General features: G+C 61.5%; 21 protein-coding genes. 9 read left to right on the top strand and 12 right to left on the bottom strand.

Translation table 11 applies throughout. From position 1 onward, the window contains the following. The first annotated feature begins 79 nt into the window (after positions 1-79). Positions 80-265 (top strand): hypothetical protein, encoded by a 186-nt coding sequence (locus tag ACVWWJ_RS08030; RefSeq protein ID WP_159895749.1) that lies wholly within the window; start codon positions 80-82, stop codon positions 263-265. A 21-nt stretch (positions 266-286) separates the two neighbouring features. On the opposite strand, the gene ACVWWJ_RS08035 is transcribed toward ACVWWJ_RS08030, so the two are convergent. The 5 genes from ACVWWJ_RS08035 to ACVWWJ_RS08055 form a co-directional block, all read right to left on the bottom strand. After that, entirely contained in the window at positions 287-1,204 is a 918-nt protein-coding gene (locus ACVWWJ_RS08035; RefSeq protein WP_456967341.1) for an MASE1 domain-containing protein, read from the bottom strand. Between the two features lie 170 nt (positions 1,205-1,374). Beyond that, complete coding sequence (locus ACVWWJ_RS08040) at positions 1,375-2,679, bottom strand: XVIPCD domain-containing protein (RefSeq protein ID WP_456967342.1); 1,305 nt, start codon at positions 2,677-2,679, stop codon at positions 1,375-1,377. Between the two features lie 42 nt (positions 2,680-2,721). After that, on the bottom strand, positions 2,722-3,492 hold the full coding sequence (locus ACVWWJ_RS08045) for a DUF4189 domain-containing protein (RefSeq protein WP_456967343.1): 771 nt from the start codon (positions 3,490-3,492) through the stop codon (positions 2,722-2,724). Positions 3,493-3,718: 226 nt separating this feature from the next. Beyond that, entirely contained in the window at positions 3,719-4,183 is a 465-nt protein-coding gene (locus tag ACVWWJ_RS08050; protein ID WP_456967344.1) for a DUF4189 domain-containing protein, read from the bottom strand. A 414-nt stretch (positions 4,184-4,597) separates the two neighbouring features. Beyond that, complete coding sequence (locus ACVWWJ_RS08055) at positions 4,598-4,894, bottom strand: hypothetical protein (protein ID WP_456967345.1); 297 nt, start codon at positions 4,892-4,894, stop codon at positions 4,598-4,600. Positions 4,895-5,308: 414 nt separating this feature from the next. On the opposite strand from ACVWWJ_RS08055, the gene ACVWWJ_RS08060 reads away from it, so the two are divergent. The 5 genes from ACVWWJ_RS08060 to ACVWWJ_RS08080 all read left to right on the top strand — a co-directional run bounded on the left by ACVWWJ_RS08060 (position 5,309) and on the right by ACVWWJ_RS08080 (position 9,502). Beyond that, positions 5,309-6,328, top strand: a complete 1,020-nt coding sequence (locus tag ACVWWJ_RS08060) for an IS110 family RNA-guided transposase (protein ID WP_456969681.1) — start codon at positions 5,309-5,311, stop codon at positions 6,326-6,328. A 760-nt stretch (positions 6,329-7,088) separates the two neighbouring features. Further along, positions 7,089-7,340, top strand: coding sequence for a hypothetical protein (locus tag ACVWWJ_RS08065; RefSeq protein WP_456967347.1), 252 nt, complete (start codon positions 7,089-7,091; stop codon positions 7,338-7,340). 80 nt (positions 7,341-7,420) lie between these two features. Further along, positions 7,421-7,945 carry a hypothetical protein gene (locus tag ACVWWJ_RS08070; protein WP_456967348.1) on the top strand — a complete coding sequence of 175 codons (525 nt, stop codon included), beginning with the start codon at positions 7,421-7,423 and terminating at the stop codon, positions 7,943-7,945. Positions 7,946-8,243: 298 nt separating this feature from the next. After that, positions 8,244-9,125: a tetratricopeptide repeat protein gene (locus ACVWWJ_RS08075; protein ID WP_456967349.1), complete on the top strand. Its 882-nt coding sequence runs from the start codon at positions 8,244-8,246 to the stop codon at positions 9,123-9,125. Between the two features lie 26 nt (positions 9,126-9,151). After that, complete coding sequence (locus ACVWWJ_RS08080; RefSeq protein WP_456967350.1) at positions 9,152-9,502, top strand: DUF3147 family protein; 351 nt, start codon at positions 9,152-9,154, stop codon at positions 9,500-9,502. A gap of 12 nt (positions 9,503-9,514) precedes the next feature. On the opposite strand, the gene ACVWWJ_RS08085 is transcribed toward ACVWWJ_RS08080, so the two are convergent. Continuing rightward, a complete protein-coding gene (locus ACVWWJ_RS08085; RefSeq protein WP_456967351.1) occupies positions 9,515-10,036 on the bottom strand; it encodes a lipocalin-like domain-containing protein in 522 nt (173 codons plus the stop codon). A gap of 144 nt (positions 10,037-10,180) precedes the next feature. Between ACVWWJ_RS08085 and ACVWWJ_RS08090 the strand changes: the two genes are divergently transcribed. Together ACVWWJ_RS08090 and ACVWWJ_RS08095 are read left to right on the top strand one after the other, a co-directional pair. Then, positions 10,181-11,089, top strand: coding sequence for a LysR family transcriptional regulator (locus ACVWWJ_RS08090; RefSeq protein ID WP_456967352.1), 909 nt, complete (start codon positions 10,181-10,183; stop codon positions 11,087-11,089). 63 nt (positions 11,090-11,152) lie between these two features. Beyond that, the gene (locus ACVWWJ_RS08095; protein WP_456967353.1) at positions 11,153-12,169 is read left to right on the top strand and encodes an alpha/beta hydrolase; all 1,017 of its coding nucleotides are present in this window, start codon (positions 11,153-11,155) and stop codon (positions 12,167-12,169) included. Here the strand turns inward: ACVWWJ_RS08095 and ACVWWJ_RS08100 are convergent. From ACVWWJ_RS08100 to ACVWWJ_RS08110, 3 genes are all read right to left on the bottom strand, one after another. Next, positions 12,166-12,618: a tautomerase family protein gene (locus tag ACVWWJ_RS08100; RefSeq protein WP_456967354.1), complete on the bottom strand. Its 453-nt coding sequence runs from the start codon at positions 12,616-12,618 to the stop codon at positions 12,166-12,168. The two genes, ACVWWJ_RS08095 and ACVWWJ_RS08100, sit on opposite strands and share 4 nt — an antisense overlap. A gap of 92 nt (positions 12,619-12,710) precedes the next feature. After that, positions 12,711-13,091 (bottom strand): tautomerase family protein, encoded by a 381-nt coding sequence (locus ACVWWJ_RS08105; protein WP_159891538.1) that lies wholly within the window; start codon positions 13,089-13,091, stop codon positions 12,711-12,713. A 33-nt stretch (positions 13,092-13,124) separates the two neighbouring features. After that, entirely contained in the window at positions 13,125-13,571 is a 447-nt protein-coding gene (locus ACVWWJ_RS08110) for a MarR family winged helix-turn-helix transcriptional regulator (protein WP_456967355.1), read from the bottom strand. Between the two features lie 58 nt (positions 13,572-13,629). On the opposite strand from ACVWWJ_RS08110, the gene ACVWWJ_RS08115 reads away from it, so the two are divergent. Then, positions 13,630-14,490: a fumarylacetoacetate hydrolase family protein gene (locus ACVWWJ_RS08115; protein WP_456967356.1), complete on the top strand. Its 861-nt coding sequence runs from the start codon at positions 13,630-13,632 to the stop codon at positions 14,488-14,490. Between the two features lie 24 nt (positions 14,491-14,514). On the opposite strand, the gene ACVWWJ_RS08120 is transcribed toward ACVWWJ_RS08115, so the two are convergent. From ACVWWJ_RS08120 to ACVWWJ_RS08130, 3 genes are all read right to left on the bottom strand, one after another. Beyond that, positions 14,515-15,444: a VirK/YbjX family protein gene (locus tag ACVWWJ_RS08120; RefSeq protein WP_456967357.1), complete on the bottom strand. Its 930-nt coding sequence runs from the start codon at positions 15,442-15,444 to the stop codon at positions 14,515-14,517. A gap of 98 nt (positions 15,445-15,542) precedes the next feature. Then, complete coding sequence (locus tag ACVWWJ_RS08125) at positions 15,543-15,785, bottom strand: hypothetical protein (protein WP_456967358.1); 243 nt, start codon at positions 15,783-15,785, stop codon at positions 15,543-15,545. A 76-nt stretch (positions 15,786-15,861) separates the two neighbouring features. Beyond that, on the bottom strand, positions 15,862-16,797 hold the full coding sequence (locus tag ACVWWJ_RS08130; RefSeq protein ID WP_456967359.1) for an alpha/beta hydrolase: 936 nt from the start codon (positions 16,795-16,797) through the stop codon (positions 15,862-15,864). Positions 16,798-16,832 lie beyond the last annotated feature (35 nt).

Raw genomic sequence — 16,832 nt, forward strand, 5'->3', positions numbered from 1 at the left:
TCGCCATAGAGGCACCATGGAGGAGCCGGCATCGCGTACTCACGCGTGCCGGCAAACCAACCCACCATGGAGATTGACGATGACCACCTTCATCCGCACGGCGCTGCTGTCTGCTTTGGTCTTTTCGCTCGGCTGTGGCTTCGCTACCGCGAGCGACGCACCCACCGGTTCCCATGGCGTAAATTCCGCCTCGGCTGCCGTCTCCCGACAGGCCCTGATGGTCAAATGCCGCGACCCGATCGAGTGCAGCAAAGGCCGTGCCTGATAGCTCCAGCCCTTCAGGAACCTAGTGCGAGAGCATTCCGGAGGGCACCCGTTGGGCGGCAGGCTTCGTCCTGCCGCCCACCAGGAGGCATGCAGACAGGACGAATGCCAGGGCCACCTGGCATTCGATCAGTACGGGGTCACGCATGACGGAGCTGGTGAGGGCCATGGCGATACTAGCGACCATGCCGGCCAGTGCCGTCCCGTGCCAGCCGTGCCGATACGCCATCCCGATCACCGGGATGACCATGGCCAGCCGGGCGACCTGTTGCACATATCCGGCATGGATGGTCGCCTGCCACGCGAGAAGGACGAGGACCGGGACAGCCCATACGCAGAGATCCCTGAACAGGGGGCTGCGCCATACGACTGTCAACGAATCGGTCTTTTTGATCTGATCCCGGATGGCAAGCATGGCCGGTGCAAGGGTCAGTGCGCCGAGATAGCCGCCCAACAGGTAGGCGGAGAAGCCGATGGCAACGGACACACTCGGACCCCAATCCTGCGAAGAGGAGGCGAGGGCGATCCATAGAGCAGTCGTATCCCGCAGGGCGCTCATCAGCGCACACGTGAGTGCGGCAAAGACCAGGTACTGCATCCGTACCTGGCCGTTAGGCCTCCACAATGTCCATTGTCGACGCAAGGGAAGCATGCAGGCCATGCACACGACGATTTGCGGTACGGAGGCAGCCACTGCCCAGGCAGGACCGAGATCGTCCATGTACAGGAGGGCGTTTTCGAGGACAGGCAGGAATTCGCCGAGGGCCAGGGCGGGCCACAAGCGCACAGGCACGATCAGAAGGCAGCACAGCCGGAGGCCGACCGTCAGTTCCCAATGGGAGACGCTCAACTGGTAAGCAAGCCGATAACAGGCGGCATAAGCGCCGACCACGGCAATATGCTGACCCCAGGCCTTCCAGTGCTCCCCGCTTCCTTTCACGCGCCAACCCCTATGACGTTGCTCAGACGGTGTCTGGCCATTCTGCCAGATGCGTCCGGTCCAATGGCCAAGGATAGGGGGACTGGGGCTGGAATCGGTGAAATTGCCGGAATTGATTACTGAAGGGCTTTCGCCGCCTGGGATCAGCTAACTCCATGCGGCGAGCCTGCTCACCGCGCCATCGATGGTCCCGCAGCCTGCTGGACAGGGTCCGGCGCCATCGGCTGCTGAACCGGCTGCTGAGCTTGCGCCTGCTGCTGTGCATTGTTCTGCACGTTCAACGCTGCAGCCTCACTGCTTTGGGCCAGCGGCGTCTGGATGGCCTGCATGACGTCGACCTCGACGTACTTCTTGAATGGGGAATTGAGGTCGCCCTGGATGGCGTAGCCGCGGTTGGCGTCATCGGACAGGGCCACATGGTCGATCCGGCTGAACCCGGCGGCAGTCGCCGCTGACGTCAATGAACCGGCGAAGTTCTGAGTATGCGGGCCGGGCGTTCGCCCCTGTTCCTGATCGATGCGGGCCACACAAATGTGCGCCTGCTCGTAAATACCGTTTGCTGGGTGGCGAGCGTCTAGCAAGGTCGGGACGGACGGGGTCGCGGCCTGTAGATGACCTTTCGCTTCACTGATGGCTGCCATCGTTGCAGGTCCTGCCACGCCATCTGCTTTGAGGCCGTGTGCCGTCTGGAAGGCTTCAACCGCTTCCTTCGTGTGCGGACCAAAGTGAGAGTCTGGATGTATGGCGCTGCCATTCCTTGCCTTGACGCCAAGGGTGGCGAGATCAGTCTGGAGCGCACCAACAGCGGCGCCGTGGTCGCCCTGCTTATGGCTCCCAGCGTGGTCACCGTGACCATGTGCGGCCGGTGCAGGGGCGGCGGGGGCAGGGTGCGAAGCCTTGAGTGCTGCCAACTGGTCTTCCGTCATCACCGGGGTCGGCGCGACGGTCCCGGCTTTCCATTGCTCGAAGTGAGAGATGCCATCGAGCAGTGCTCCCTTTTCCTCCTCGGTCATGTCCTTGACCATCTTGCCGTGGAGGTCGTGCCCTGCTGCTAACGCCGTGGCGTAGATGTCTCTTGTTTGTGCCTCGGGGTGAACGGCCCCGCTGTAATCAGGTCTTGAATAATCCGGGACGATGGTCTCGACCGTGTGTTTAGCGTGGCGGGTCTCGATGAGCTGCTTTTGGGCAGCTCGTCCGGCCTCGTATGTCTCGAAGACGACGTTGCCGTGGTGGTCGAGGTCGACGACACCCTTATATGCACGCTGCGCGAGGGAAAGCGCGCCCTCTTTGGTTCGATGAGTTTCATTGTCCGACACACCCGCGTACTCGAACTTGAGGTTTCCCGGGTTGTTGTTACGCCATGAAACTGTTCCCTGCTCCGCCGTGAGCCATGTCTTGTCATTGAGCTCGTAGATGCGCGTAGTGCCGTATGACGCTACAAGACGATCAACCTTTTTGTCCGAAACAACGTCCATATCTGCTCCATTTCAAATAGCCTTCCGGCCGTCGCGGAATCCTCAGAGAATGCCCCTGCTGCAATCGTTGCGCACTTCCTTGCACATCTGTCCTCCTGCCGACGTGCAAGCGTTCATTGCCTTCGCTGTCGCTGCCTTTTCATCCTTCGGGTCAGGTGTGCCCGCCCCGAACGGGCGGCCATTGGAATCCCGTACGAGAGAGATGCATCCGTCTTGCTGCTGGACCAGGATCGTGCAGTCCTGACGATTGCAATCGCCTTCCTCACCTTTCCACATGGCGTCGACCGTGGCGTCCCCGTGTAGAAACGAGAACTTGTCGCCTTTCTGGTGGTTGATGAGAATGGTATTGAGGAATATCGGTACGCTCCATTTCGCGTCCATGTCCTTTGCAAGACCGGAGGAGGGCAAGGGAAGCTTTTCTTTTGTGTCCTCATAGCGGCCCGAAACAACCGTTTCGCGCGTTGCATTCGTCACGTGCCAAACGCCTGCTTTGCGGACGAAGTCCAGATAGGTCGTGGACGGCTTCTCGCCGCCATCCATTTGCTCGAAGTGCAGATGGCCAACGGTGAACTTCAAAAAATTGTCATCCCAGGGGTCATCGTGAAACTGACTGCAGAGCGAGCAGGCGACGACTTTTCCGTTGGAAAAGTCGGGCACAAACTTTCCGTCCCGCTTGCCGAACATGACCAGGGTGCGGAAACGCACGTTGTCTTTATCCGGAGCAGTCTCGAAGACCGCCATCGCATCGGCGACAGGCTGGTCACCAGTCGATGAAAAAAATTGTAGGGCAGTTCCCGGGGGTGCAGCTGCCATCACTTCTGGCGGAGCTGAGGGTGGGGTCTTGGATGCTGGCGAGGCGAAGGCAGGAGCCGTAGCCATAAGCAAGGTGGCCAGTGCCCATCGTAAAGTCCGTTTCATTGCCAACTCCAAGTAGGGGATATTTGGAGGATAACCGAGACGGCGTCTGGTAGGTGGTGACTAGCTCACACCGTAGAGACGCATTCTCGCGGGTACGGAAGCGCACCGTGATAACACATGGTCAGAAAACCCCAGTGTTGCAGTCGGTGTTAGCTTCCTCGCATGCCTTCCCGCCTTCTTTGCTGCAGGCATCCATGGCCTTGGACAAGGCGGCTTTTTCATCTTTCGGATCGGGAGTGCCCGCAGCAAACGGGTGGCCGGCTGCGTCCCGAACGAGCGAAATGCAGCCGTCCTGCTGCTGGACGAGGACGTCGCAATCTTCCTTGTTGCAATCACCTTTTGCGGCCTCCCATACGGCGGCTGGGGTGCTGTTCTTGTGCATGAACATAAACTTGCCATTCCGATGGTTGAACAGGACGGTGTTTAGAAAAACCGGCACGTTCCACTGCGCATCCATGTCCTTGGCAAGGCCGGACGCTGGCATGGGAAGCGTTTTAGTCGTTGCTTTGCCATAGCCTTCCGGGACGGTTTCACGCGTCGCACTGGCTACATGCCAGCCGTCCTTTTTGCGTACGAGATCAAGCACGGTCTGGGAGGGCTTTTCCCCCGCGTCAAACTGGTCGATGTGGATGTGTCCGGCAGACTTCGCCGAAGTACCCGAGCAGCGCGAAGAGCTTGCCGAATCTGTGCTGTCGATCAGACGGATGAACGGGCTCGGGCCTATCTTTATCTGCGGCCGTCAGGCGTATAGATGACCGGCCCAAGGTATCGGCAAATGGCAACGGGACCCGCTCGATCGGGATTCAATCAACAGGGAGGTCCGCCGCTCATTTGGATCTGAGCCTGGATCACATGAATATCCGGTGGAGCAGGGCAACGATAGGAATGGCGTAAATGCCCACAAGAGCTATCCACCTGATGCAGATGGTTTCTTGCGATACGAGCTCGCATTTGCGGGAAGCAAGCTGTGGGGAAATTGCAGACAAACCCATCGTTACCATCAATGCGGCCCCATCGTATCTGCCGTTGAGCCGTTCTCCCACGACAAGCGAGCATGTGCCTCAGCCGCGCAATGCGCTCCCATCTGGGTCAGTGCCGCGATCGCATCAAGCGAAAGCGCCATCCGCCGGCAATCCACCGTATCCGACTCGTGAACAAACTCAGCGAGCAGTTCCGTAAGCCCACGCGCGTACTGCAATAGCTCCGCAGCATTGTTGAGAAGATCGTGCGCCGTCGCATCAGGATCAGCGTAATAGCGTGCGCGGCGAGCCTCGCCGTGTTCATTGACTACAGACATCAGTGCTCCTTGATGACTCATGCGGGTAACGACGGCGCGCGCACGAAGCAACGCACCGCAGACCAAGCGGACTCGCGGTTCCACGGCTGCCCGTGACCGGGCGACGGACGAATTGATTGACGAAGTGGCGAGCGTCAGCCCGAGGCAACGAGACGCAGAAGTACACGCCGGGTCACACGGCCAAGAAACATCTCAAATGGGTGACGCCCCGGTTCCTCAACCGTGTCTGCGACGTAGGCAGACAGCTCGGTAACCGTTGAGGGTGTCGCCGGGGGGATTCGGCGGGCGGACGAGTAATGGAATGGACGCCTCCTGCCTCGCCCCGGCGCCAGATATCGGATGCATGGGATTTTGCTTAGAAAGGTGGTAAACCGCGATTACAACGATGCCGCCGGAGGGTGTGCCATGAAATCCATCGCTCAAACCATGATAGGTGTGGATATCGCCAAGCAGGTATTCCAGGTTCACGAAGTGAACGCTGAGACAGGCGAGGTCATTCGCAGGCAGATCAAGCGCGCGAAGTTCCTGGATTACTTCGCCAATCGGCAGAGTTGCCTGATTGGCATGGAGGCTTGCGGCGGTGCGCAGCATTGGGCGCGCAGGCTGATGGCGCTGGGGCATGCTGTCAAATTACTCCCCGCTCAGCACGTACGACCGTTTGCTGTAGGCAACAAAAACGACGTCGCCGATGCCCAGGCGATTTGGGTCGCCATGCTTCAGCCAGGCATCCGCGCGGTAGCCGTGAAATCCGAGGCTCAGCAGGCGGTGCTGGCACTACATCGGATGCGACAGCAACTGGTGAAGTTCCGCACTGCGCAGATGAATGGGCTACGCGGTCTGCTGGCCGAGTATGGTGAGGTGATGCCGAAAGGCCGTGCTGCGCTGACAAAAATGATTCCGCTTGTACTCGGGCGACTCACGGATCGATTGCCGACCGTGTTAATCGAGACACTACGCGAACAGTACGCGCGCATTGGGCAGATGGAAGGTCAAATTGCCGATATCGAGCGCAGACTGCAGCTCTGGCACCGAGAGGATGAAGACTGTCAACGGATCGCGGCGATTCCTGGCGTGGGGTTGCTTACCGCCACCGCCGCAGTGGCCTCCATGGGTGATCCGCGAGCTTTTCGTTCTGGCCGGGAGTTCGCCGCCTGGCTTGGCCTGGTGCCTCGGCAGACCGGCACAGGAGGCAAAGTGAGACTCTTAGGCATCAGCAAGCGAGGCGACACCTATTTACGGACGTTGTTGATTCATGGAGCACGCTCGGTACTGGTACACAGCCGAACCCCGTCACCATGGATCACTGCCATCCTTCAGCGACGCTCGCTCAACGTGGCGGCAGTAGCGCTCGCCAACAAAATGGCGCGCACGGTATGGGCACTCATCGCCCATCGACGAATCTATCAATGCGGGCATGTGAGTCAGCCTGCGTAGGCTGGCCAGCTATCGTTTTCCTCTTTCAAGCGTTGTGCAAGGTACGCCACGACATGATGGGCCAACAGGTCGGACCGTGATCCACCAAACCTGAATACGGTACTGGACTTCGAGTCCTTGCGAGTAATGAGGCGTGGGTCAGCTGATTCCATCAGGGCCAGCAGGTATCGCATTCGAGCCTGCACGACAGGCCGTATACATAACCGCGACCGCGCTCTGTTGCTACATCACGTCGAAGGACCTTGCCAAACGGGAGGCGTCCATACATGCCGTATGATCGTTGGGACCCACGATTGACTCCTGTTTAGTTGATTGTGGTCAGCGGTCCGGGAGTGTTCCTAGCACTCTCGGGCCGCGCTTCTCACCGCATCGAGCGATGGTTGTGTGCGCCGCAGGATTAGCGATATCGCAGGCAACGTGGGCACCCTAACAAAACAACATTTGGTTGTCTGTAGGTGCGCGAACGCTCCTGCGAGTTTGTCGCGTCGATAGCACGCGTGAGGAAGATTGCTTCGTTCTCCTGCCACCTTCGCCGCTGCGAAAATCCTGAGACTTCTGCGAGCCAATGTGGAAGCAGCGTGGCGTAGGCGTTGCCTGACAGACGCGCAGACCGGTGCATCGTAAGATTTCTTCTTGCCATTTCTATCGGTTCGAAGAGCGAGAGCTACGCGTGACGGTCTCTAGAAATTTGCCGATTGATACTTCCTGCAAGTCGTCCGGAAACGGTGCTTTGCAGGCGCAACGACGGATCATTGGCGACATGCTGGTGCAGATCGCAGCGTCTCAGGCTCGGGTAGAGAGGACGGTCGACGAAGTCGATGCCCTTGTCACTGAACTGACAGCGGACGTGAGGGGTCTTGTGCGCTGGAAGGACAGGGTCCAGATGCGGATCGTTCTTTTGCTGTCGCTCATTGCAGCGCTCGCGGCGGCTTCTTCGCTCTGCGTCATCGACGCGCATTTCAGGTTAGTTGCCGACGAGACGTCGGCGCCCTCACGTCGCGCGGCTTCCTGACTTCGTGACGCCGGCAAGAGACGAAGCATGAATTTTCAAAGGTGACGAGGTGCTTTGGCCCAGTTTGGCGAGCCCACGATGTGAACGGAGTCGTCTACGACCTCGGTCATCTCGATCCCTTCGAACTCGCGGTCAGTGTCGCTGCTGTTGGCGGTAAGCCCGGCCGTCCCGGGAAGGTGGCGTTCGGCGTGACCTTGTTGATCCATTTTTCGCATCATTGCTTCACGACCTCGTGCAGCACTGAAAATCCAGTCGTTCCTCTTCTCGCATATACGGACGAACGCCGCGGCGACACGCGGAATTTCTGTGCGGAGCGCTGGTCGCTCTCCAGGTGCCTGCCTGATCTCATCCGTACACTGCAGGCACGAAGGTGCTATCTCACGGGTCGAGGTAATTTTTTTACCGTTGAAGGCACCGGGATGGCGGGCGAGTACACCGTCTTCTTTAATGTCCGAACGGTCGCAGCTGATAGGGCGCTATTCTTCGTGGAAAGCGCATACGAGCGATTCGATGCGCCTGAGCGCCACCGCGGCGTTCAGAAGATCGGATTAAACGCCATCCTGAGAAACACGCGCCTCGGACGCCAGCCGCATCGCGCGCGTTAAAAAAAAGGGCCCCAAAGGGGCCCTTCGATCACCGGAAGCTCTTGGATATCCCACTCTGGGTGAGGACCTTCAGAGAAGGCGGCAGGGCCTCTTATCACCGGCTTGAGGTTCCTGTAGGAGAGTCCCGAAGGCGTCCCCGGAATTGATGCTACCTACCGCGGAGTTGAGTGACAAGTGTGGCGATCGGTGACAAGGCTTGGCCGCGCGAAGAAATCCACGCTGAACAGCAATTTCTTGCGGCTCGCAAACGTTCGACCAAGCCCTGACACTAGGAGTCTTCCTGAGCTCCGAGAACGTCATGCATAAGCCGATTCTCACGTTAGTCCTGTTGGCCCTCACTTCTGTGGCGGCAAGCGCTGCCGACTCCCCCAAGGATGTTCAGGCCCTGATCGCCCGCGGCGACTACCCGGCCGCCGAGACGGCGTTGCGCCAGGCGGTCTCCGAGCATCCGGAGAGCGCAAAGGCGCATTACATCCTCGCCGAAGTCCTTGCCCACGAGGGCAATATCGGTGAGGCCAAGACCGAGGCGTCCAAGGCGGCGACGCTGGACCCGTCCACCAAGTTCACGGATCCGGCCAAGTTCCAGCACTTCCAGCACGAGCTGGACGCTGCGCTCGCGCCGCCTTCCGCACGGCCGACGGCGACATCGCCCACGCGTTTCACTGAGCCCCAGCCGGCTGCCCGTACCGAAGCTGGTGGTCAGTCGCACATGACGGGCTGGTTGATCGGGGGCGTGATCCTCGTCCTAATCATTTTCTTCCTCATGCGCCGCCGTCAGAACCCCAACAACCAGTTCGGCAATGGCTACCCGCCGGCGCCGCCGATGAACGGCGGTCAGCCCTACGGTAACCAGCCTTACGGTGGCTATCCGGGTGGTGGCCCGGGTTACGCCCCGCCGCCGTCGTCGGGCGTGGGCACGGCCGTCGCAGCCGGTCTTGGTGGCCTGGCTGCCGGTGCACTGCTTGATGAGGCACTTCGTTCGCACAATGGTGGTGAGGAATCGCGCAACGCTGGCGGGAACGGCTTCGCCAATCTCGGCCCGGATTCGTCGTCGCAGCCGGATCCGTCCGCGCAGGCATATGACGACCTCCGCGATGACCCGATCGACATGGGCAACAACGACAGCTCGTGGGACGACAGCTCGTCCGGCGGCGGTGGTGACGACGATAACCAGTGGTGATGGAAGAACACTGAACCAGCAGCGCCATGTACTGGATCATCACCAAGTACCTGATCACCGCAGCGGTCGTCGTTGCGGTATCGGAGGTAGCGAAGCGCAGCGATCGTCTCGGTGCGCTTCTGGCTTCCTTGCCGCTGGTCACGCTGCTCGCGTTGACGTGGCTCTACATCGAAAAGCAGCCCACCGAGAAGATCGCCAACCACGCCTGGTACACGTTCTGGTACGTGGTGCCGACACTGCCGATGTTCCTGGCGTTTCCAGCACTGCTTGCCCGCTTCGGCTTCTGGCCGGCGTTGGGACTCAGCGCGGTTGTCACGATCGTGTGCTTCGCGGCGTTTGCCGCGTGCATGAAGCCGTTCGGGATTCGCCTGCTCTGAGGCACGCAGAGGTCAGGGGTTCACGCGGCGCCAGACGACCTCGCCGTGTGCTCCTTCCGCCGCGCCACTGGACGGTTTTGCGACGGTGTAAGTGAGCTCATCGCCCTTGATCACGAACGTGCTGTCGCCGCCCTTGCCATCCCAGTTGGGAAACGACGCCTGCTTGATGTGGCTGTGCATCGTCATGCCATCGACGGTTACCGTGCCGAAGTGCGCGTTGAAGTCCATGGACGCGGCGCGGTATTCGTCAGGCGTGCCCTTGGACTTGTCGTTAGTGGCGAATGGCGTCCGATTGGCCCGCACGATATCCATCATGTAGTTGCCGTGCGCGTCGATGAGCCACAGTCCCTCCGGGTTCGGCCCATAGAGTTCGACCCGATGACCGTCCGGGTAGACGTTGTCGCAACGAACCAGCTTCCACGCGCCCTCGAGAACCCCCGGCCCGGGTGAGGCGGCATCGGCGGCAAACGCGCCGATCGGTACGGCGGCAAGGGCAAGGGAGGAGGCGAGGGCGAACCGGTGGGTGTTCTTCATGGCGGAGATCCTTGGGTGGGAGTGGGTGAGGCCATCCTCGCCGTAGGCGGCAGATTTGATAATTAGCCGCGATCTTCATTGACCTTCAAAAATAATTTGAAGATGATCGGCCCGAGGCAGCTGGCCTCGACCGGACGCGACGCCATGAATCGCCTGAGCGACATGCAACTCCTCGTCGATGCCGCCGATCTGGGCAGCCTCTCTGCTGCGGGTCGCCGGGCTGGCCTTTCCCCAGCCGCCGCCAGCGCCTGCGTGCAGCGCATCGAGGCGGCCGTGGGCGCGCGACTTTTCGAGCGGACAACGCGGCAGCTACGCGTGACGGATGAAGGCCGCACCTACCTCGGCTACTGCCGTATCGCGATCGACGCGATGAATGAAGGCGAGCGCGCCGTGCGTAGTGGCACCGACACGGTCAGCGGCACGCTGCGTATCTCGGCCCCTTCGGATCTCGGGCGGAACCTGCTGCTCGATATTCTCGACGGCTTCATGGCCGTCCATCCGGAAGTGCGCATCGTGCTCTCGCTGGCTGATTCGATTTCGCGCTTCGTGCCCGACGATGTGGATGTCGCGATTCGCGTTGGGCCGCTCGAGGATAGTTCGCTGGTTGCGCGTCATCTCGTGGATAGTCGGCGGGTGGTGTGTGCATCGCCATCGTGTATCGCGACGCATGGCATGCCGTCGCGACCAGAAGATCTTGTCGAGCTTCCGACGCTGGTGCTGACCACAAACGCAGGGCCTCGCGATGAGTGGCGGCTGGGTGACACGACCGTATGCGTTCGTCGCTATCACGAGTGCACGGATAGCGAGGTTATCCGCAAGTGGGCGATTCGGGGACTGGGATTTGCGTATCGCCAGCAGTGGGCCGTCGCGGATGACGTTCGCGAAGGACGTCTCGTTCTGATCCACGCTAAGGAGTGGTCAGCGTCATCGCCGATCCATGCCATGTATCACGCGAACACCTATCAGCCACCGCGGGTACGGCGGTTCATCGACTTCCTGCAGGCAGAGATGGTAGCGAGGCTTTCACCCACCGTCCTGCCGCATGGACGTTGACGGCGCAGGGGACCGAAGGAAGAATCGACTAGCCCACAGTGGGCCTTTCGACAGGGACTAGGGATGAGGAACGTGATTGCGGCGCTTTGCCTGTTGGCAGCGTCGGTGCCGTGCTACGCACAAGCAAAGCTGTCGAAGCCCGCAGTGATCGACGATGCCGTCTATACCCGCCCGGTCCTTCTGGTCGACATCGGAGGTGGCCAACGGCTCAACCTCTATTGTCTCGGTTCCGGTTCGCCGACCGTGGTGCTCGATGCCGGCATGGGCGACTCGACCGTGTCCTGGGCGATGGTCCAGCCAGCGATGGCGAGGACGACGCGCGTTTGTTCATTTGATCGTGCCGGGCTGGGCTTCAGTGATGCGGGGCGTCGGCCTGGTACACCCGTCAACCAAGCGGAAGATCTGCACGCGTTGCTTGGCCATGCGGGCATCAAACCACCTTATGTCCTTGTCGGTCACTCCCTGGCGGGCATGCACGTGCGTGTGTTCGCCGACAAGTATCCGACCGAGGTCGTCGGCATGGTGATCGTCGAGGGCTCGCACGAAGAGCAGTCGTCCGAAGGCTGGGCACTCAGTGCGCCGGGCGACAAGGAAAAGTACGACCAGTTCCTGAAGGACCAGCATGCATGCGTCGATGCCGCTCATCAGGGTTTGGGAAAAGGCAGCACCTTGTACGAAAAGTGCCTTGGCGATACGAACGACCCGCACTTCAGCGCCGCGATCAACCAGGCGCAAGCGGCCTACGGGGCGACCGAGAAATGGCAGGCCGAAGTCGCTTCCGAACGAGAGAACGTCTTCTATGCCAGCGCCGATGAAACCCGAAAGACGCGAACTGATTTCGGCGATATGCCGATCATCGTGCTGACGCATTCTCCGTTTCCCACTCGTACAGGCGAATCGCAAGACGAGCGAAACCGCAAGACGTTGTCGTGGGAGGGGCTGCACCTTCGCGTCGCGGCCATGTCCACGCGTGGTGTGAACGAAATCGTTCCTGACGCTGGTCACTACATCCAGTACGACAAGCCGCAGGTCGTCATCGATGCAGTGAATCAGGCTGTGTGGATATCGCGGGAGCGTTAGTCGCCTGAGCGCTTTGCGATCGCTGCAAGCATACGGCGATCCTCTTCCGGTAGCGCGTCGAACCAGACAGCTTCGTCACCGGGTTCCGGTAATACGTGTCCGAACTCCGCCATGAGGCTGGGGCGGATTTCGCTGAGGTAGACCCAGATTGCTTGCGTGGGCAATCCGGCGGCGAGTGCCACGTCGCGGACGAGGCGCTCTACCAGCGTGCGTTTCTGTTCGTCGGTGCGGCCACTGCGGACGTGGCCGTGTATGAAGAGTGTTTCACCTTCCAGCGGGACACCGCCGATGAACCAGTCTTCGCGTGGCGCGTGGTCGAAGACGACCTGGGCGAAGAAGGTGTTGGCGCCGGTGATGTCGGCGTGGGCTTTCGTTATGGCTTGGGCGATGGATTGTTTGGTGGTGGTGGGGAGGTTGGGGAGGGTGCTGCGGACCACGTAGGTTGGCATGGTGGTTTTCCTGGTGGAGATATCGCTAGCACCCATCGCCGATGAATCGACTCCCACATCAGAGATGACAAGAAAACAGGGCAGAGGGGCCGTTACGTGGCGTATTGGGCTTCGCCGTTGCCGAAGGACCAGTTTTCCTTTTTGGTTTCGACGAGGTTGACGAAGACGTCCTGGGGGCGCATGCCGACGGAGTCGCCCATGTTCTTGACGATGGCCTTGTAGAGGGCTTTCTTCTGATCGAGCGTGCGGCCTTCGTTGAAGGTGATCTGTACGGATACGAAGTTGTCGCCGCGGTCGATGCCGAGGTAGGTGCGGTCGAAGATGAGGCCGTCGGCGTCGTGCTCGGCGATTACCTGGAAGCGATCATGTTCGGGAGCGCCGATGCTGCTCAGTGCGTCATAAACGGCCTGGCCAAGCTTGCTGCGGTATGCGGTGTCCTTACCGCGGAGAAGGTCGATGCGAACGAAGGGCATGGGAGTCTCCTGTAGGTTGGAGCAGGGGATGGATCAGGCGTTGAGCCCGACGCTGAGTCGGGTCAGTTCGGATATGGCGTTCTCGAGCACCTGCCAGCGATCGGCGCCGTAGGTTCCGACGACGCGGGTCTGCGCGTCGCCCCAGAGCTGGCGCGCTTTGACTAGCAAGGATTCTCCCTCCGTCGTGAGGGTGACCGTTTTGGCCCGGCCTTTCGTCGGCGAGGCAATGGCGACCCAGCCTGCCGAGGTCATCGGCGTGAGCATGCGATACAGGGAGGTGCGGTCCATGACCATCTCGTCGGCCAGCCGGCTCAGTTCCAGGCCCGGTTCGCGCCAGATCGCCTTGAGGACGCCGAACTGGGCGACGGTGACACCGAGCGGCGCCAGCGTATCGTCGTAGAGGCGGCTCAGGGCGCGCGTGGCCTTGCGCATCGTGGTGCAGGCGCAGGGCATGTCGGTGATGGATGTAGACTGATGCATACACATAGTGTAAATACATCATGGTGAATGTCAATGGTACCCGGAGGCTCGAAATCCCATGAAGTACGCGACGTATCGTTATGAGGGCCAAGTCCAGGTCGGGTTGATGTCGACCGATGAGCTATCCGTCACTCCCGTCACGATCAACGGCCACCCGGTCTCCGACCTGCACGACCTCTTAGGGGACAGTGCTGAACCGACGGGCTCACCCATCACCCTCGACAGAGTGGAGCTGCTCGCACCCATCCCCCGGCCGCGACGCAATATCTTCTGTGTCGGCAAGAACTATGCGGCGCATGCGAAAGAGTTCGCCGGCAGCGGGTTCGACGCGGGCCATACCGGTGCTCCCGAGGAGCTGCCCATTGATCCCATCGTGTTTACCAAGGCGCCCGAGTGCGTGATTGGCCAGGGCGCGACGATCTGGTCGGCAGAGGGCGTGACCGACTTCCTCGACTACGAGGCCGAGCTGGCGGTCATCATCGGCGCGGGCGGACGCGGCATCACTAAAGCAGATGCGATGCGCCACGTCTGGGGCTACACCATCATCAACGACGTCACCGCGCGCGACTGGCAGAAGCGCCACAAGCAGTGGTTCCTCGGCAAGTCGTTCGATACGTTCGCGCCGATGGGACCGTTCGCGGTCACGGCAGACGCTATCGACGGCGCGGCCCTCGAGCTTTCGTGTTGGGTGAACGGCGAGCTTCGCCAGCACGCCAATACGCGCGACCTGATATTCGACATCCCGACGCTTATCGAAACGATCTCGGCAGGTATCACGCTTATGCCGGGAGACATCATCGCTACCGGTACGCCGGAAGGTGTCGGCATCGGACGGAAGCCGCCGACGTCGCTACGACGTGGCGACCGTATCGAGATCGAACTCGCCGGCATCGGTCGGCTCGATAACGTGGTGGGGTGACGACGAGCGACCTCGACGAAGCGCTCAGGCCGCGCGAAGGCCTTCGTCGTAAGTGGCGGATATCGCCTCGACTGTCGGCTGCGTCAGGGCGAGCATCGTGCGGGCGACGAGTTCGCGCCGCAGGACCTCACGCTGGCGGAACGCCGAGCGATGCTTGCTCACGACGTCCAGTTCGCTGCGTTCCGGCTCGGCGGGCGGCAGGTTGAAGAAGCCGTCGCGTGCGAGGAAACCTGCGGATTCGATCCAGAAGGTGTCGTAGCTGGCCTTGATCCGGCCCGAGCGCGCATGGCCGTCGTTGCTGATGCCGCGCAGGCGCGGAAGCTTATGCGCCGCAGCGAAGCCATACAGCAACGACAGCAGCAGGTTCTTGGGACGTAGACCGTGGCATTGACGCGTGACCAGGCGCACACGCTCCTGGCCGTCCTCAGTATTGGGACCCTGCAGGCAGCCGACCAACAGCTGGCCGGTGGAAGGCAGCACGGTGATGGTGGCGGAGAAGAGCAGGGTGCCGTCGGCCGTGGCGAGCGCCACGTTCAACTCGCCCTCGCAGCCTTTGCGCGTCGGCGGCATGAGCAGCACGCGGAGAGGCTCCCCGTTCTTCATCGCGGCTTCCGCGAGCACCACCTGACCGTCGGCATACATCTGTCCGAGCAGGCCCTGGGGGAGCGCCGAGGCAACGAAGCCGTAGTGATCCATCAGCGCATCGAGGCGCTTGCGCACGCCGAAGCGTCGGCTGATGAAGCGGTGCTGCCAGCGCTCGACCAGCCGGCCGTCGCGTCGCGCGGCCGCCTGCAGGGCAGGGTGACTCTGGAGGAGGCCCAGCCAGCGAAAATGGCGAAGCGGCGCGAGAAGGCAGCGCGCGGCGTAGCCGGCTGCATAGACACTCGTGGCGCGGCGAGACCGCCAATCGTCGCGATGGCGGAAGCTCTCAACAATCCGTTGCAGGGCGCTCATGGGGAGGAGACTTCGCGGGGACGATCGATCAGTCTCTTCGCAGAATCTTTCGACAACCTTTCACGGTTCGAAAGGTAGTGCGGAGGCAGCCCGGAGCCTCAAACCTCGAGAGGGTCGCCTTCGTGGAGCTCGTCCATCCAGCCGCGCCGCCGATGCAGGGCCCACTCCACGTGCTGGGCGAACATGACATCGATGGGGCCGCCCTGCGCCATGGCGGCGAGGCGACCCTCGGTCACGTTGCCCAGGTGCTCGGCCTGGTCCGCATAGCCGACGATGCCCTCCGCCTCCAGTTGGGACAGGACGGTATGCAGGTTCTGATGGCGGGCGTGCTGGACAGGCATGGCGGCTGGACTCCGGGGTCTCCATGAAAGGATCGGCGAGAGTCGCCCGGCCTTTAGGCCTGGTGTGTGAGGGCCGTCACAGGAAACCATTGCGCCCGGCCCAGGCGAGGAACAGCTGGGGCCACGCCGAGACCTCGGCGCCTGGCGCACCCATACCCCAGCCATGGCCGCCTTTGGCGAAGACGTGGAGCTCGGTCTCGACGCTGTTCTGCTTCAGGGCGGCGAACATGATCCGGCTGTTGCCGATGTTCGAGATCGGATCGTCCTCGGCCTGGGCAAGGAAGGTCGGCGGCGTCTTCGGCGTCACGTGCAGCTGCACGGAGTACGCCTGCACCGCATCGGCTTGCGTGGACAGTTCGCGACCCGATCGCGTGGTGTCGAAGGGCTGCTGCAGGGAGATGACCGGGTAGATGAGGGCGGCGAAGTCCGGTCGCGCAGAGTGCCGGTCCGCGTCATCGACGGCCGGATAGAAATCCGCAGCGGATCGGGTCTCAGCGATGCCGGCGAGGTTGCCGCCAGCGGAGAAGCCGATGACGCCGATACGTGCGGGATTCACCCCGAACTCGCGGGCATGGGCGCGCAAAACACGAATCGCCCGCTGCGCATCCTGGAAGGGAGCGACCGCTGGCCAATGGTCGGCAGGCAGGCGGTAATAGAGGACGACCGGCGTGATCCCCTGCGAGGCCAGCCAGGTTGCGGTCGGCATGACTTCCTGAGCCATGCCGATGCGCGCGTACCCGCCTCCGCCGATCACGATGATGGCCGTGCCGTTCGGGTGGGCTGGCTTGTAGATCTCGATGCGCGGCACGCTGACGTTGGAGACGGCGCCGGCACGGCTGCCCGATTTATAGAGGCGCTCGGGCACGCCTGGTCCACCGCCGCCCGGCGGTGAGCCCGGCCAGAGATCGACGCGGGTCGGCTCATTTAGCGTAGGAGTCGATCGCGCGCACGCGATGCCGGGGCACGACGCGACGAAGGTCGCTGCAAGCAACGCGACACGTAGAAAACGCATGGGTCAGGGAGCCTTGAGAGTCGATACCCGACCGA

This window comes from Luteibacter sp. HA06 (genome assembly GCF_054061215.1).